At 70.1% G+C, this 14,945-nt stretch carries 16 protein-coding genes; 11 read left to right on the top strand and 5 right to left on the bottom strand.

The window, feature by feature from the left end; translation table 11 throughout:
* The first annotated feature begins 2 nt into the window (after positions 1 to 2).
* Both VF106_RS14275 and VF106_RS14270 read left to right on the top strand, forming a co-directional pair.
* The gene (locus tag VF106_RS14275; RefSeq protein WP_330840156.1) at positions 3 to 1,139 is read left to right on the top strand and encodes a glycoside hydrolase family 15 protein; all 1,137 of its coding nucleotides are present in this window, start codon (positions 3 to 5) and stop codon (positions 1,137 to 1,139) included.
* The gene (locus VF106_RS14270) at positions 1,136 to 3,289 is read left to right on the top strand and encodes a glycoside hydrolase family 31 protein (RefSeq protein ID WP_330840155.1); all 2,154 of its coding nucleotides are present in this window, start codon (positions 1,136 to 1,138) and stop codon (positions 3,287 to 3,289) included. Before VF106_RS14275 ends, VF106_RS14270 begins: the two co-directional genes overlap by 4 nt.
* 165 nt (positions 3,290 to 3,454) lie before the next feature.
* Here the strand turns inward: VF106_RS14270 and VF106_RS14265 are convergent, their stop codons facing one another.
* From VF106_RS14265 to VF106_RS14250, 4 genes are all read right to left on the bottom strand, one after another.
* A complete protein-coding gene (locus VF106_RS14265) occupies positions 3,455 to 4,297 on the bottom strand; it encodes an SAM-dependent methyltransferase (RefSeq protein WP_330840154.1) in 843 nt (280 codons plus the stop codon).
* 78 nt (positions 4,298 to 4,375) lie between these two features.
* Positions 4,376 to 5,872 carry a serine/threonine-protein kinase gene (locus VF106_RS14260; protein ID WP_330840153.1) on the bottom strand — a complete coding sequence of 499 codons (1,497 nt, stop codon included), beginning with the start codon at positions 5,870 to 5,872 and terminating at the stop codon, positions 4,376 to 4,378.
* Positions 5,873 to 5,928: 56 nt separating this feature from the next.
* Positions 5,929 to 6,114 (bottom strand): hypothetical protein, encoded by a 186-nt coding sequence (locus VF106_RS14255; protein ID WP_330840152.1) that lies wholly within the window; start codon positions 6,112 to 6,114, stop codon positions 5,929 to 5,931.
* A gap of 59 nt (positions 6,115 to 6,173) precedes the next feature.
* Complete coding sequence (locus VF106_RS14250) at positions 6,174 to 6,989, bottom strand: SDR family oxidoreductase (RefSeq protein ID WP_330840151.1); 816 nt, start codon at positions 6,987 to 6,989, stop codon at positions 6,174 to 6,176.
* Between the two features lie 96 nt (positions 6,990 to 7,085).
* On the opposite strand from VF106_RS14250, the gene VF106_RS14245 reads away from it, so the two are divergent.
* Complete coding sequence (locus VF106_RS14245) at positions 7,086 to 7,448, top strand: winged helix-turn-helix transcriptional regulator (RefSeq protein ID WP_330840187.1); 363 nt, start codon at positions 7,086 to 7,088, stop codon at positions 7,446 to 7,448.
* Here the strand turns inward: VF106_RS14245 and VF106_RS14240 are convergent.
* Entirely contained in the window at positions 7,393 to 7,680 is a 288-nt protein-coding gene (locus tag VF106_RS14240; RefSeq protein ID WP_330840150.1) for a hypothetical protein, read from the bottom strand. The genes VF106_RS14245 and VF106_RS14240 overlap by 56 nt on opposite strands.
* Here VF106_RS14240 and VF106_RS14235 point away from each other — a divergent pair.
* The 8 genes from VF106_RS14235 to VF106_RS14200 all read left to right on the top strand — a co-directional run bounded on the left by VF106_RS14235 (position 7,679) and on the right by VF106_RS14200 (position 14,934).
* The gene (locus VF106_RS14235; protein WP_330840149.1) at positions 7,679 to 8,170 is read left to right on the top strand and encodes a hypothetical protein; all 492 of its coding nucleotides are present in this window, start codon (positions 7,679 to 7,681) and stop codon (positions 8,168 to 8,170) included. The genes VF106_RS14240 and VF106_RS14235 overlap by 2 nt on opposite strands.
* A gap of 106 nt (positions 8,171 to 8,276) precedes the next feature.
* On the top strand, positions 8,277 to 8,939 hold the full coding sequence (locus VF106_RS14230) for a lytic polysaccharide monooxygenase auxiliary activity family 9 protein (protein WP_330840148.1): 663 nt from the start codon (positions 8,277 to 8,279) through the stop codon (positions 8,937 to 8,939).
* 66 nt (positions 8,940 to 9,005) lie between these two features.
* A complete protein-coding gene (locus VF106_RS14225; protein WP_330840147.1) occupies positions 9,006 to 9,287 on the top strand; it encodes an NUDIX hydrolase in 282 nt (93 codons plus the stop codon).
* 72 nt (positions 9,288 to 9,359) lie between these two features.
* A complete protein-coding gene (locus VF106_RS14220) occupies positions 9,360 to 12,113 on the top strand; it encodes an AfsR/SARP family transcriptional regulator (RefSeq protein ID WP_330840146.1) in 2,754 nt (917 codons plus the stop codon).
* Between the two features lie 71 nt (positions 12,114 to 12,184).
* Positions 12,185 to 12,547 (top strand): hypothetical protein, encoded by a 363-nt coding sequence (locus VF106_RS14215; protein WP_330840145.1) that lies wholly within the window; start codon positions 12,185 to 12,187, stop codon positions 12,545 to 12,547.
* A complete protein-coding gene (locus tag VF106_RS14210; RefSeq protein WP_330840144.1) occupies positions 12,540 to 13,832 on the top strand; it encodes a hypothetical protein in 1,293 nt (430 codons plus the stop codon). The genes VF106_RS14215 and VF106_RS14210 overlap by 8 nt, the downstream gene beginning before the upstream one ends.
* A complete protein-coding gene (locus VF106_RS14205; RefSeq protein WP_330840143.1) occupies positions 13,829 to 14,590 on the top strand; it encodes an ESX secretion-associated protein EspG in 762 nt (253 codons plus the stop codon). The genes VF106_RS14210 and VF106_RS14205 overlap by 4 nt, the downstream gene beginning before the upstream one ends.
* On the top strand, positions 14,587 to 14,934 hold the full coding sequence (locus VF106_RS14200) for a YbaB/EbfC family nucleoid-associated protein (protein ID WP_330840142.1): 348 nt from the start codon (positions 14,587 to 14,589) through the stop codon (positions 14,932 to 14,934). Before VF106_RS14205 ends, VF106_RS14200 begins: the two co-directional genes overlap by 4 nt.
* Positions 14,935 to 14,945 lie beyond the last annotated feature (11 nt).

Here is a 14,945-nt window from a genome sequence, read left to right as displayed (position 1 = left end):
CGATGGATCTCTCGCACGTGACCGCCCCGAACGCAGAAGCCGAGCGGGCGCGGTATGCCGAACTCGCCCGGCGCAGCCACGCCGTGATCACTCACTACCAGGACGTGGGTGGCGCCTACCCGGCCTCGCCGACGTTCTCCGCGTACCGTGGGTTCGCGTGGCTGCGGGACGGTTCGTTCACCGTGGAGGGCGTCTCCCGGTACGGCGACACGGCGTCCGCGAACCGGTTCCACGACTGGGCGGCCGGTGTGCTCACCCGCCGACGCTCCGAAGTGGACGCGTTGGTGGCGGCACGTGCGAGGGGCGAGCTTCCTCCTGTCGAGCGGATGCTGCCCACCCGGTTCACGTTCACGGGCGAGAACGGATCCGACCCGTGGTGGGACTTCCAGACCGACGGCTACGGCATGTGGCTGTGGGCGGCCGTCACACACGCGGAACGGCACGGCATCGATCCGGCGCGCTGGCTGCCCGGGTTCGAGGTCGCGGTCGACTACCTGGTCACCAGTTGGGATCGGCCGTGTTATGACTGGTGGGAGGAGCACGTCGAGCATCGGCACGTCTCCACGCTGGCCGCGGTCCGTGGCGGCCTCGTCGCCGTCGCGGATCACCTCGACGCGGACCGACGTGCCACCGCACTCGGTGTGGCGGAACAGATCCGGTCGCTGGTACTCGCCGAGGGCGTGGCGGACGGCCACCTGACGAAGTGGCTCGGTACGTCCGAAGTGGATGGATCGCTACCGTCCTGTGTGGTGCCGTTCGGGCTCGTCGACGGCACCCTGGCCGAGGCCACACTGTCCGCGGTCGCAGCCGATCTCGACGTGGACGGCGGCGTGCACCGGTTCACCGCCGACGTGTTCTACGGCGGTGGGCAGTGGCCGCTGCTGTCCGCGTTGCTCGGCTGGAACCTCGCCGCACGCGGTGACACCGCCGGAGCACTCCGGTACCTGCGGTGGATCGCCGCGCAGGCCGATGCCGACGGCGACCTGCCGGAACAGGTTCCACATCACCTGCTGCACCCGGGATCCCGGGACGAGTGGGTGGCCCGATGGGGTCCGGTGGCGTCACCGTTGCTGTGGTCGCACGGCATGTTCCTCATCCTGGCCGACGAACTCGGTCTCCTGCCGGAGGGCACGTCGTGATCACACACCGCCCGTACGGCGTCGAGCATCCGTACGCCACCTCGCCCGACCAGCGTGTTCCGGTACTGCCACTCGCGGGCGAGACGGTGCGGTTCGGCGTGCTCGCCGCGGACGTGGACGCCGTCACCTGCGAGTTCGACGGTTCGTCGCTCCCGATGACCCGGGCTTCGGTGTCTACTTCGGACGCCGCCGCGCTGGCCGGCGGAGAGGGCCACCTCTCGGCCGCGCAGGCGGGTGCGTTGGAGGGCGAAGGCGGTTGGACGGTGGAGTCACCGGTCCTGCTCGCCGGCCGGACGTACCGGTATCGCTTCCACACGGGTGACGTCATCACGGACTGGTTCGAGGTGTCCCCGGCGGAGTGGACGAGCGAGCCGGTCGGCACGGTGACCGGCTCGGTGGGCGACGTCGAATGGCTCGTGTCCGCGGCCGGTGTGCACCGGGCCCGGTTCACCATGCCGCTGGCGAATGGCGAACACGTGGTCGGGTTCGGCGAGCGGTACGAGGCGGTCGACCAGCGCGGCCGCCGGCTCGACGCGGTGGTGTTCGAACAGTACAAAGGACAGGGCCGGCACGGCAGGACATACCTGCCTATGCCGTTCGCGCACGTGGTCGGCGGTTCGGGCTGGGGTTTCCACGTCCGCACGTCCCGCCGCACCTGGTACGACGTCGGTGTGTCCACACCGGACAAACTGACGGTCGAGGTGGCACTGGGCGACAAGCCGACGGTGGACGTGGCGGTCTACCACGGCGACCCCACGGCCGTACTGACGGCGTTCCTCGACGAGGTCGGGCGTGCGGAGGAGTTGCCGTCGTGGGTGCTGCGGCTGTGGGCGTCGGGCAACGAGTGGAACACCCAGGACATCGTGATGTCCAGAATGGACACCCACTACGCGCTGGACATCCCGCTCGGCGCGGTGGTGATCGAGGCATGGAGCGACGAGGAGGGCATCACGATCTTCCGCGACGCGTCCTATGAGGTCACGGCGGATGGCAGCCCGGTACCCGATTTCGCGTATGCGGGCGCGTGGCCATCCCCTCGGGAGATGATCGACGAGCTGCATTCGCGCGGCATCAAGGTGATCCTGTGGCAGATCCCACTGCTGAAGACCGACCCGAGTCTTGGCGAGCAGGTGCGTGCTGACGCGTCGGCCATGGTGCGTGACGGCCACGCGGTACTGGAGGCGGACGGAACTCCTTACCACAACAGGGGTTGGTGGTTCCCGAAGGCACTGATGCCGGACCTGTCGGTCGCCCGCACCCGCGAGTGGTGGACGGCGAAACGCCGCTACCTGGTCGAGGACCTGGACGTGGACGGCTTCAAGACCGACGGCGGCGAACACGCGTGGGGCCACGACCTCCGGTACGCGGACGGCCGGCGCGGTGACGAGGGCAACAACCTGTTCCCGGTGCACTACGCGCGAGCCTTCGGTGACCTGCTGCGGTCCGCGGGCAAGGCGCCGGTCACGTTCTCCCGCGCGGGTTTCACGGGTTCCCAGGCACACGGCATCTTCTGGGCGGGCGACGAGGACTCGACGTGGGAGGCGTTCCGGTCGTCGGTGACCGCGGGCCTGACCGCGGCGGCGTGCGGGATCGTGTACTGGGGTTGGGATCTGGCGGGCTTCTCTGGCCCGGTGCCGGACGCCGAGCTGTACCTCAGGGCCACGGCCGCGTCGACGTTCATGCCGATCATGCAGTACCACTCGGAGTTCAACCACCATCGCACCCCGATCCGCGACCGCACACCGTGGCACGTGGCCTCGGTGACAGGCGATGAGCGCGTGGTGCCGGTGTTCCGCCGGTTCGCCCTGTTGCGAGAACGTCTGGTTTCGTACCTGGCCGAGCAGGCCCGACTGGCCGTGACGACCGACCGGCCGCTGATGCGTCCGCTGTTCTTCGACAACACCGATCCCGAGGTGTGGCAGCACCCGCTGCAGTACCAGCTGGGCGACGACCTGCTGGTCAACCCGGTGACGTCACCGAGTGCCTCGACCTGGACGACGTACCTGCCATCGGGCGAGTGGATCGACGTGTGGACCGGGGTCCCGGTGTCGCCCGGTCTGGTCACACGCGAGGTCCCGATCGACGTGGTCCCGGTCTACTGCCGCGCGGAGGCGTGGACACGCCTCACGCACCTGTTCATCGCTGAGTGAGCCCACTTCGCCGGGCCGGACGCAGGCGCGGAACGCCCGGCCCGGCGAAGTCACGAAAGTTGAACTCGCGGGTCGGGAATGTTGAACTCGCGGGTCTCCAGTGTTGGACACGCGGAGCGTTCCCGAGAACGCGACTCGCGGGGGCTGAACGCGCGACTCGCGCGGTCAGGGTTTGCGGCCTACTGCGCCTACTATGCAGTGGGCCGCTGCGCTCAGGGGGGTCAGGCGCGGGCCGTCGGGCCACCATTCGTCGCAGATGGACAGTCCGGGGGGTGACGGGGCGTTGGGTTTGATCAGTTCCAGGCCGTCGAGCATTGCCAGGATCTCGTCGCGGGTGCGGAAGCGGCCCGCGCCCATGGGGCCGTTGACGAGGATGTTCTCGATGCGCTTGGCGATCGGCGTGTGTTCGGGGGTCTGCGGGTCGTAGAAGTGGGAGAAGACCACGTAGCTGCCCGGCGCCAGCGCGTCGATGTACTCGCGCATGATCCGCGGGGCGTGGTCGCCCTCCACGTGGTGCATCGTGCCGACCTGGAGCAGCACGGTCGGCCGGGATAAGTCCAGGTATCGCCGCACGGTCTCGTGTTCGAGCACGGAGTTCGGCACGAAGATGTCCGCGCTCACCATGTGGACGCGGAAGTTCTCCTCCAGCAGCGCGCGGCCGTGCGCCAGGACCACCGGGTCGTTGTCCACGTACACGACACGGGCCTCGTCGTTGAAGCGTTGCACGATCTGGTGGGTGTTCTCCGCGGTCGGCAGGCCGGAGCCGCAGTCGAGGAACTGGTCGATCTTGGTCTGTGCGAGGAAGCGGCAGGCGCGGTTCAGGAAACCGCGGTTGCCGCGGGCGATGTCCACCGCCTCCGGGACGGCGTCGTTGATCTTGGTCATGACCTTGCGGTCGACCTCGTAGAGGTCCTTGCCGCCGAGGAAACCGCCGTACACCCTGGCGATACTGGGCCGGGTGGGATCCACCCCGACCGGAACCTGGCTCGGCGACGTCTGCGGTGCCATCGCATCCTCACATGCATATGGAATACGGGGTAACCAGACTAGTACGAACTGTCGCCTTTCCAAGCGAATCCGGGCGGTTCACGTGCTGCTGAGGACCCGCACCGTGTCGATCAGCCAGGTGCCGTTCTGGTTCACCAGGAAGTACTGGTGCCGCTCGGTGACGCGGCGCCCGCTCGTGTACTCGTACCGCAGCGTCACCTCGACGGTGTTCTCGCCGGTCTGGACCGTGTCGGTCGCACTGATCGACCTGACCCCGCTCCAGTAGGACTCGTACCCGCTCCTGCCGCCCGCCGGGCTCGCCTGGAACTTCGGGGTCAGCCGCGTCCACGCCTGGTCACGGTTGCCGGGCATCAGCGCGTAGTACTCGTTGATCGCCGCCAGCGGAGTGGCGGCCGTCTGCGGTGGTGGCGGGGCGGGCGGCGGGTTGGGCGCCGTGGTGGTCGTCGGCTCGGCGGTCGTGGTGGTGGGGGGAGGGCTCGGCGACGTGGTCGGGGCGTCGCTCGAGGGCTCGCTCGTTGGTTCGTCGTTGGTCGCGGTCGTCCTGGTCGGTTGGGCCGCGTTGCCCTCGGGGGTGCCGCCGGTGTTCACCAGCATCGTGACCAGCGCGGCCACCACCGCCACCGCCAGCAGACCGGCGGCGAGAGCCACGTTTCTGCGCCGCTTCGCCGGTTCGGCAGGCGGCGGTGGCGGAGCCGCGGGTGTCACAGCGGTGGGCGTGGGGGCCGGGACCACCGGGATGACCGCGACCGGCGGCGGAGCGGCTTCCGGTGTCTCGTGCAACGCCGCGAGCGCGTCCCTGGCCTCGGCCATCGTGGGCCGCTTTGCCGGGTCCGCGTCGAGCAGCCACATCAGCGTGTCGGTGAGCGGTCCGGCCTTCGTGGGCGGGGTGATCTCGCCGGACGCGGCCTTGAACAGCATCTTCATCGGGTTGCTGTCGTGTCCGGCTGGCGGCGTGCCCTCGATCGCGGTGTAGAGGGTGGCGCCGAGCGAGTACACGTCCGAGGCGAACGACGCGTCGCCGCCCTTGGCCACCTCGGGCGCGAGGTAGGCCGGGGTGCCGGCGAACGTGCTGGTCGCGGTCAGGGTCAGGTCCTCGACGACCCGCGAGATGCCGAAGTCGGTGATCTTCACCGTGTCGTCCTCGCCGACGAGCACGTTCGCCGGCTTGACGTCCCGGTGCACCACCCCGGCCTCGTGGGCTGCGGTGAGCGCGGCCGCCGCCTCGGCCCCGATCCGTGCCACCTCCGCGTAGGGCAGCGTGCCCCGGTCCGCGAGGCTGGTGGCGGGGAAGTACTCCATGATCAGGTACGGCTGGCCGCTGTCCTCGACCACGTCGTACACCGTGATCAGCTGCGGGTGGTGCAGCCGCGCGGCGATCCGCCCCTCCCGCATGGTGCGACGGACCATCTCCTCGCCCTGCGGCGTGGTCAGCTCGGCGGGCACGTGCACCCGTTTCACCGCGACCGTGCGGCGCAGGCGCTCGTCATGGGCCCGCCAGACGACCCCCATGCCACCGCTGCCGAGCTTCTCCACCAACCGGTACCGACCCGCGATGACTTTTTCTTCGCTGCTCATACGCTCCCCGTCTCAACCTCCTAACGAATAGCACGGCGTACGGAGAGCGAGTTCGGTTACCCACGTGGCGCGGGCACCACCGGGAAGGCCTCCTCCGGGCGAAGGCCGAGCATGTCGAGCAGACGAGCGCATTCGTCGGCGTCCGCGGCGGCCGACGCGATCGCGATCACGGCGCGCCGCCGCTGGTCCGCCGACAGGTTGACGTGCGTGAGCTGGTATTCGACGACGTCCTTCGTGGGCATGGTCAACACTTCCCTCCGCGTGGATGCCGCCGTCTACCCTGCCCCACGCGTCTTGAAACCTACTTGTACGCCGCGACAGCGCGGGTCGCCCAGTCTGCGAACGAGCGACCCGGGCGGCCGAGAAGCCGCTCGACGTCCTCGCGCACGCGCTGCTCCTCGACGGACGGGCTGCCCAGGGCGCCGAGCGTGCTGTCCACGACCGGCTCCGGCATGAACCGCAGCATGGCCTCCTTGGCCTGCGCGTGGGTCTGCTCGACGAACCGCACCGGCTCGCCAAGCGCGTCGGCGATCGCCGCGACCTGTTGGCGCGGGGTGATCGACACTGGGCCGGTCAGCTCGTAGGTCTGACCACTGTGGCCGGTCCCGCGCAGCGCCGTGGCGGCGACGTCCGCGATGTCGGCCGGATCGATGGTCGGTAGCGCCACGTCGCCGAACGGTGCGTGGACGGTCCGCTCCGCGCGGACCGACGGGGCCCACCACAGCGCGTTGGAGTGGAAGCCGCCCGGCCGCAGGATCGTCCAGTCCAGACCGGAACGGGTCACGGCCCCCTCCAGCCCGGGGGCGTGTCGCCCGGTGCCGACCCCCTGCGAGGACAGCAGGACGACCCGTTCGACACCGTGTTCGGAAGCCACGTGCATGACCTTGCCGAGGTCGCCGGTGGCGTGGAAGTCCCCGTTCGTCAGCAGGAACAGCGCTCGAGCACCGTCGAGCGCCGGCGTGAGGCTCTGGGGGGCGGTCAGGTCCGCTGTCACGTGCCGCGCTCCCGGCACGTCAGCGGCCCGGCGGGACACCGTTGTCACCTCCTCCCCGGCTTCGACAAGTGCACGCACCAGCGGCTGGCCGACGTTTCCGGTGGCTCCGGTCACCACGATCATGGGGTTCTCCTCAGGTAGTTGATCTGACCGAGGACGACGCTACTATCGACGGGATAGTAGGTACCTAGAGGAAAGTATTGGGGATCCGCCGTGAAAGTGACCGAGACCACCACCCCGGAGGAGGCGTGCCCCGTCGCCCCGGTCGTCGACATCGTGTTCAGCCGCTGGACCACGCCCATCCTGTGGGTGCTCAACGAGTACGGGCGGCAGCGGTTCGTGGAGCTGGCCGGCCGCATCACGACCATCACGCCGAAGGTCCTGACGCAGCGGCTGCGTCAGCTGGAGCGGGACGGGCTCGTGGTGCGCACCTATCACGCCGAGGTGCCGCCGAGGGTGGAGTACGAGATCAGCGAGCTGGGGCGCAGCCTGGGGCCGCTGTTCGCGTCGCTGTCCGCATGGTCGGTCAACCTGCCGAGGGTGGCAGCGGCCCGCGCGGAGTACGACGCCAGAGCGCGCTGAGGTTGATCCTCGGGTGGGCGATGCCGAGCATCCACGCGAAGACCAGGACTCCGGTGCTGATCGACTGGACCTGTTGGGCCAGTACGGGGCCGCCGACCACGAGGGCGAGTACCAGCAGCGTGAGCCGTGCCTTCATCCGGACCTCCCAGTCGTGCCCGCTGTACCCGTCCCTGGTCGCCGGCAAACGTTGTCGTGGGTTGAAGTCCTTTTCGGCGGGTATGTCCCGTCTCATGGCTGGCGAAGACACGCTCCTGGGCATCTACCTCAACGACCATCTGGCCGGTGCGGTCGCCGGTGGCGACCTCGCCAAGCGGCTGGCCGGCGCCGAACGGCAGGAGGCGTTCGCGCGGCTGGCGGCCGAGATCGAGGAGGACCGGGCGGCGTTGCTGGACATGATGGCCGCGTTGGACGTGCCGGTGCGCCGCTACAAGACGGTTCTCGCCTGGGCCGCGGAGAAGGTCGCCAGGCTCAAGCCCAACGGCCACGTGCTGACGCGGTCCCCGCTGAGCCGCGTCGTCGAGTTGGAGGTACTGCGGCTGGGGGTGGAGGGCAAGGCGGCCGGCTGGCGCACGCTTCGTACGCGTGCCGAGCGGGACTCCCGACTGGACGTGGTCCGGCTCGACACGCTGATCGACCGCGCCACCCGGCAGATCGACGAACTGGAGAGGCTGCGTCTGCGCGCGGCGGCGAAAGCGTTCGCCGGCGATACTTCCGGTAATTAATTGTCGCTCCCGAAAGTTTCGGTCGGGGATCTGACCAGTTGACACATTAATGTACGATTAAAACTGGGAGCGCTCCCATGGTGTCCTCCAACCAGGGAGAGCAATTATGAGGATCAGACGAAAGGTCGGGGTCCTGGGAGGAATCGTCGGCCTGTTGGCCGCATTGCTGGTGGCGGTTCTGCCCGCGCCGGCCGCGGTGGCGCACGGTGGCCTGACGTTCCCGGCGACCCGGACCTACGCCTGCTATGTCAACGGTCTCGCGGGTGGTGGCGGTGACCTGAACCCGACCAACCCGGCCTGTCAGGCAGCGATCGCACAGGGCGGCAAGCAGCCGTTGTGGGACTGGTTCGGCAACCTCCTGCCGAACATCGGGACCGGGTGGCGGAACCTGCCCGACGGCAGCCTGTGCGGCCCGTCGGACAAGTACGCCTCCTACCGGTTGGCGCGCGCGGACTGGCCAACCACGACCCTGCGGGCCGGCGCCGCCGTCACCATCCGGTACAACGCATGGGCGCGGCACCCTGGCACGTGGTTCCAGTTCGTCACGAAGAACGGCTGGAACCCCAACCAGCCGCTCAAGTGGAGCGATCTCGAGCCGTGGCACCAGGTGACCAACCCGCCGATCAACGGCAGCGGCCCGCACGGCCCCGAGTACACATGGCCTGCGACGCTGCCCAACAAGAGCGGGCGGCACATCATCTACTCCGTGTGGCAACGTTCGGACAGCCCAGAAGGATTCTTCAACTGCTCCGACGTGATCTTCCAGTAATGGCTTTCGTCGTGCTCGACCGTCCGGGCGGCCGAGCACGACGGAATGTCCACTATGGTCGGTAGCATGATCCCGATCAGCGATCGCGCCGGCAACACTTTGCTGGACCTGCGTTTCGGTGTCGAGCCGGCCGGGTTGACCGCGCCGGCGTCGCTTGTGGTCGTCACCCACGCGGACACCGTTCTCATGGTGTTCGACGGCTGGCGGAAGGAATGGGAACTGCCCGGCGGCTCTGCGGAGCCGGGTGAGTCGGCGCAGGAGACCGCGATCCGGGAGTTGCGCGAGGAAACCGGTATCGAGGTGGCGGAGCTTTCTTCGCCGCGGTGGCCGAGATCGCCCGGCGCGTGATGCCCTGACTCGGCTGGGCGGCCGAGCACGACGAAATGGCACACTTGACGTCCTGGCGAGTGGGGGAGCGGGATGGGCGTCGAGTTCCGGCTGTTGGGTCCGATCGAGGTGGCGGTGGACGGCCGGCTCGTCGACGTCGGGCATCTGCGGCAGCTCAGCGTGCTGGCGATCATGCTGGTGGAGGCGAACGAGCTCGTCTCGCCGGACCAGCTCGTCGACCGAGTCTGGGGTGGACGGTCACCGCACACCGCACGCAACACCCTCTACGGCTACCTGCACCGGCTCCGGAAGATCCTTGCCGACGTCCCCGGCGTCGACATCACCCGCCGGTCCGGCGGCTACGTCCTCACCGTTGCCCCGGAAAGTGTTGACCTGCACCGGTTTCGTCAGCTCGTCGGCGCCGCGCGGACCGCGGGTGACGAGCGGGCCCTGGCACTGCTCGACGAGGCGCTCGGGTTGTGTCGAGGAGAGGCCTTTCCCGGGCTGTCGTCCCCGTGGCTCGACTCGGTGCGCGTCGGGCTCGACCAGGACCGGTTGACGGCGGAGCTGGACCGCGCCGATCTCGCGCTGAAGCAGAACCGGCACGGTGACCTGGTTCCCGTGCTGGCGACACTCGCCGATCGGCACCCGCTGGACGAGCGGCTGGCGGGACAGCTGATGCTCGCCCTCTACCGCACGGGTCGCCAGGCCGACGCGCTCGGCCGGTACGAGGACACCAGGCGCCGGCTCGTCGACGAGCTCGGCACCGATCCGGGCGTGGCGCTTCGCGAGCTGCACCAACGGATCCTGGCCGGCGACGCGTCGCTCGACGTGACTCGTCATGCGCCGGCGGCCAGCCAGGTGCCGCGCCAGCTGCCGGCCCGGCCCGGCTCGTTCAGTGGCCGCGCGGGCGAGTTGGCCTTGCTGGACAAGGCACTGGCCGAGGAGAGCACGACGAACATCGTCGCGGTCACCGGCGCCGGCGGGATCGGCAAGACCTGGCTGACGCTGGCCTGGGCGTACCGCGCCATCGACCGTTTCCCCGACGGGCAGCTGTACGTCGACCTGCGTGGCGTCGCGTCCGCCGGTGATCCGGCCTCGCCGCACGGGGCCGTGCGTGGTCTCCTCGTCGCGCTGGGCGTCGACGCCGGGGCGGTGCCGGCCGACCCGGACGCCCAGACCGCGTTGTACCGCAGCGTGCTCGCGGGCAGGCGGGTGCTCATCGTGCTGGACGACGCGTACGACACCGAGCAGATCCTCCCGCTGCTGCCCGGCGACCCGAACTGCGTCGTGCTGGTGTCGAGCCGGCACCGGCTCGCCGGGCTCGCCGCCGCGCACGGGGCGGTGACCGTCACGCTGGACGTGCTGACCGACGCCGAAGCCGAGGACGTGCTGGTCGGGCACCTCGGGCGGGACCGGATGGCCGCCGAGCCCGACGCGGTCGCCGCGCTGCTGACCGCCTGCGCCGGACTTCCCTTGGCCATCAGCATCGTCGCCGCCCGCGCCGCCACCCAGCGGGACTTCCCGCTCGGTGTGCTGGCCGCCGAGCTCCAGGACGAGGCCACCCGGTTGGACGCGCTGGACACCGGGGACCTGACCGCGGACCTGAGGGCCGTGTTCGCGGCCTCCCATCGGGCACTCACGCCGGACGCCCAGACGCTGTTCGGGCTTCTCGGCGTGGTGCCGGGACCGGACATCGCCCAGGACGCGGTGGCCGTCCTCGCGGACGAGTCCCCGCAGCGGACCCGCGTGCTGCTGCGGGAGCTGGAACGGGCACACCTGGTGCGCCAGCACGTGCCCGGCCGCTACCGGATGCACGACCTGACGCGCCTGTACGCCGTCGAACAGGCCGGGCCCGACACGAGAACCGCGGCCCTGCGCCGGCTGGTCGGCCTGTACCTGCACACCGCCTACCTCGCCGACCACGAGGTGAACCCGTACCACGAGCGAATGTCGCCCGAGCCGGACATCACCGGCGTGCCGGTGCGTCGGCTTCCTGACCGTGCCGCCGCGCTGGCCTGGTTCGACAGCGAGCTACCCGGCCTGCTCGCCATCCAGCGCGACGCCGCCGACGAGGGCTGGCACATCCAGGCGTGGCAGTTCGCCTGGGCCCTCGACGGGTACCTCTGGCGCGGCGGCCATCTCCTGTCGCACGTGGCGGCCTGGCGCATCGGCCTGTCGGCCGCACACCGGCTCGGCGACCACACGATCCAGGCCCGCGCCCACCGGCGCCTCGGCCATTCCTTCGCACGGGCCGAGCAGGACACGTCCGCGCTGGAACACCTGGACCACGCACTCGCCGCGGCCGTCGACGCCGACGACCTCATGGAACAGGCCAGGACACACGACGTGCTCGCCTGGCTGTGGGCCCGCCGCGGCGACGACCGTCAGGCGCTCGAGCACGCCAACCACACCCTGCGCCGCTACCAGGAGCTGGATCTGCCGCCACGCATCGCGAACGGCCTCAACACGGTCGGCTGGTACCACGCCCAACTCGGCGAGTACGACCAGGCGCGGGACCACTGCGAGCAGGCACTGGCCCTGCACCGCCGGCACGAGGACCTCGACGGGGAGGCGTGCACGCTCGACAGCCTCGGCTACATCGCGCTGAAAGCCCGCCGCGCCGCCGAGTCCGCCGACCACTACCGGGCCGCGCTCGACGTGTTCCGGCGGATCGGCAACCGCTACGAGGAGGCCAACACACTCGCCAACCTCGGCGACGCGTACGAGGCCATGGGCGAGCGCGCCGAGGCGAGAACCGTGTGGCGGCAGGCACTCGACGGCTACCGCGCGCAGCGCCGCACCCAGGACGTCGACCGCGTCCATGCCAAGCTCCAGACGGACTGACCAAGGCCCTCACCAGGGCATACAAGATTCGTCCAAGATCTGTTCCCGATCGGCCCGTCATCGTTGTCCGCATGGAACTGGTCAGTGAGACGGCGACTGGCGGCGGGGCCGGGTTCACCGTCAACCGGGACAACGTGCTCCAGATCGGTGCCGCCTTCGCGGCGGAGGCGACGCGGCTACAGGACCAGCTGGACGAGTACCGCGACCGGATGCTGACGAAGCCGGCACTGGGTGATCCGGCCAGCGCCGACTTCGCCACCGCGCTCGACCAGCGGCTCGTCTGGGCCGACGACTCGTACGCCAACCGGGCACAGCAGTACATCGACGTGCTACACGGCGTCGCCGACCAGTGCGCCAAGGCGGCGAAGGACTACGGCCACACCGAGGAACAGGTTTCCTCGATGATGCGTGGGATCGGTGGTTCCCTTGGCTGAAGACGAGATCGGCTACTACTGGTACGAGGGTTGCCCGCTGGAGGACAAGATCGCCTGGATGAAGGAGGGCGAGGGATCGCTCGCCTTGTTCGAGGCGCAGTCGGCGCTCGCCCAGCTGGGGTTCGACCTCGTCGAGAGCGAGCGGTCACTGCGTGACCAGGTGAGGCTGCTCGGCAGCTCCTGGGAGGGCACGGCCGGGACGGCGGCCGGCGAGGCGATGATGGCCGCGGCGAAGTGGTCGGCCGACTCGGCTCCGGCGGCCGACCAGGCGTGGTCGCAGGTGGGCCTGCAGTCGGAGTCGGTCGACCGGACCAAGAACGGGATGCCGGGCGCGGCGCCGGCGCCCGAGTACGGGTTCGGCGATGCCTTCGGGGACGCCGTGAACATGCGGACCGGCAACCTCTTCGACGTCCAGACCAGCTTCGACGACCAGGTCGCGCAGCGCAGGGCCGCCGACGAGTTGGCCAACCGGCTGCTGTACCAGCACGAGGCGGCGTCCCGCGCGAACCTGGCCGCGATGCCAACGCTCGGCGAGGTGCCGACGATCACCGTCCAGACCGAGGAGCGGTCGGAGAACCCGCACCTGCTGGAGCACGAGCAGGTCACCGAGAACCGGCCACCCAACGTGGGCGACGAAATCGGCCCCGAGGCCCCGACGAAGACCGACGGCACCGAGAAGCCGACCGACAGGCCCACTGACAAGCCCACCGACAAGACCGAGAACGAGGTCGAGGGCGAACCACCTCGGGACGGTGGCGCACAGGACAGCAACCCGCAGAACCAGCAGGCACCGCGGAACTCCGTGCCAGAGCAGGAACAGGACGGCCGGCAGAGCCTTCGCCCGAACGACTCGGTGAGTGCCGCCGGCTTTGTCCCCGATCCGGACCGGCCGCAGACGGGGCAGCAGCCGTCTTACCGAGGCTCGGCCGGCGGAGGAGTCGGCTCGCTCGGCGGTGGCGGGTTCGTCGGCGGTTTCAGCGGCGCGGACAGCAGTCGCGGCCCAACGCGGGGTCCTGGCGCACTCAATCCCGGCCCACAGACCGGTGCGGTCCCGGGGCGTGGTGGGCCGGCCGGCGCGGCAGCTCGCGGCGGTGTCTCGGCGGGTGCCGGTCGTGGCGGCAGCGGTCTGTTCGGGCAACCTCCGACCAGCGACCGCAGCGGTGACGAGGAGGACGGCGAGCACAGCGACAAGTACTTCCGCGGTACCGACGAGTTGTTCCGCACCGACGACATCCCCGCGTTGGGGCACTCGGTGATCGGCGCGGACGAGACGGGGCAGCCATGACCGTGCTGTCCACAGTGGAGTTCGAGGTGACCTGGGGGCTCCTCGAACTCGGCGAGCTCCCGCCGGTGCTGGATCTGCCGAGGGCAGGCCGCACCCGGCGGGAGCGGCAGGAGATCGTCGACCGCGTGCTGACCGGCCTGGGGGATCGGGGGCTTGCGGGTCCGCGCGGTCCGGCACCGGATCTCGCGCACCAGCTGACCACGCTCGCCCGGTTCGAGTGGGCCGTGGACACCCGGATCATCACGCACACCAGGACCCGCGCGCGGGGCGCGGTCGCCGCGCGACACGGTGTGGTGGCCGTGCTGACCGGCGACCGGATCACGATCAGTCCCGTGCCGGAACACGCGGTAGTGGCCCACATGGCGGCGCTCGCCGGGGAGGCGACGTGCAGCCGGGTCGACTCGGTGAGCGTGCGGGCCGACGCGCTCGACACCGCGATGGCGGTCGCGGGCGACGACCTCCGCGCGATGGCGGACGGTCTGGTGACGCTCGGGGAGCGGGGTGTTGACGCACGTACGGTCGCCCGGATCTGTACCGGGGTGCTGGCCCGCGGCCAGTTCAGTGTCCGGCGCACCGACCGGAACGGGCGGCAGCACACGGCGCCGCGCGTGGTGGGCTTCCACGACACCCCGAACGGCCGCTACCTCCAGCTGCGCCGCGACGGCTGGGTCACGTTCACCCCGGTCACCGGCACCCAGCTGGTCACCCAGGTCAACCAGCTACTCGACGAGGCGGATCTTCGGAAGGCACGACGATGACGACAGGCGACTACACGATCGACTCGGCGATCGCCCGGCTGGACGCGCTGGCCGAGAGCGTCGATCGCGAGGCGCGGGCGCTCACCGGCCAGCTCGCCGGGATCAACCAGGAAGCCGCCCAGCAGAAGTTCACCGCCGGCTCGCCGAACTCGTCGGTGACGGCGACCGTGACCGGCGCCGGAAAGCTCGTCGGCATCACGATTTCCGGCGTCGACCGCCGGCGGCCACGCACCGAGCAGCTGTCGGCCGACCTGACCGCCACGATCCTCGCCGCCCGCTCGAAGGCGTCGGCCGCGGTCGGCGAGCGGCTCAAGAAGGTCGTACCCGGCTTCTTCGAAAACTAGGAGACATTCGA

The organism is Actinophytocola sp., from assembly GCF_036378875.1.
Classification (GTDB): domain Bacteria; phylum Actinomycetota; class Actinomycetes; order Mycobacteriales; family Pseudonocardiaceae; genus Actinophytocola.
This window is presented reverse-complemented; position numbering and strand designations above follow the sequence as displayed.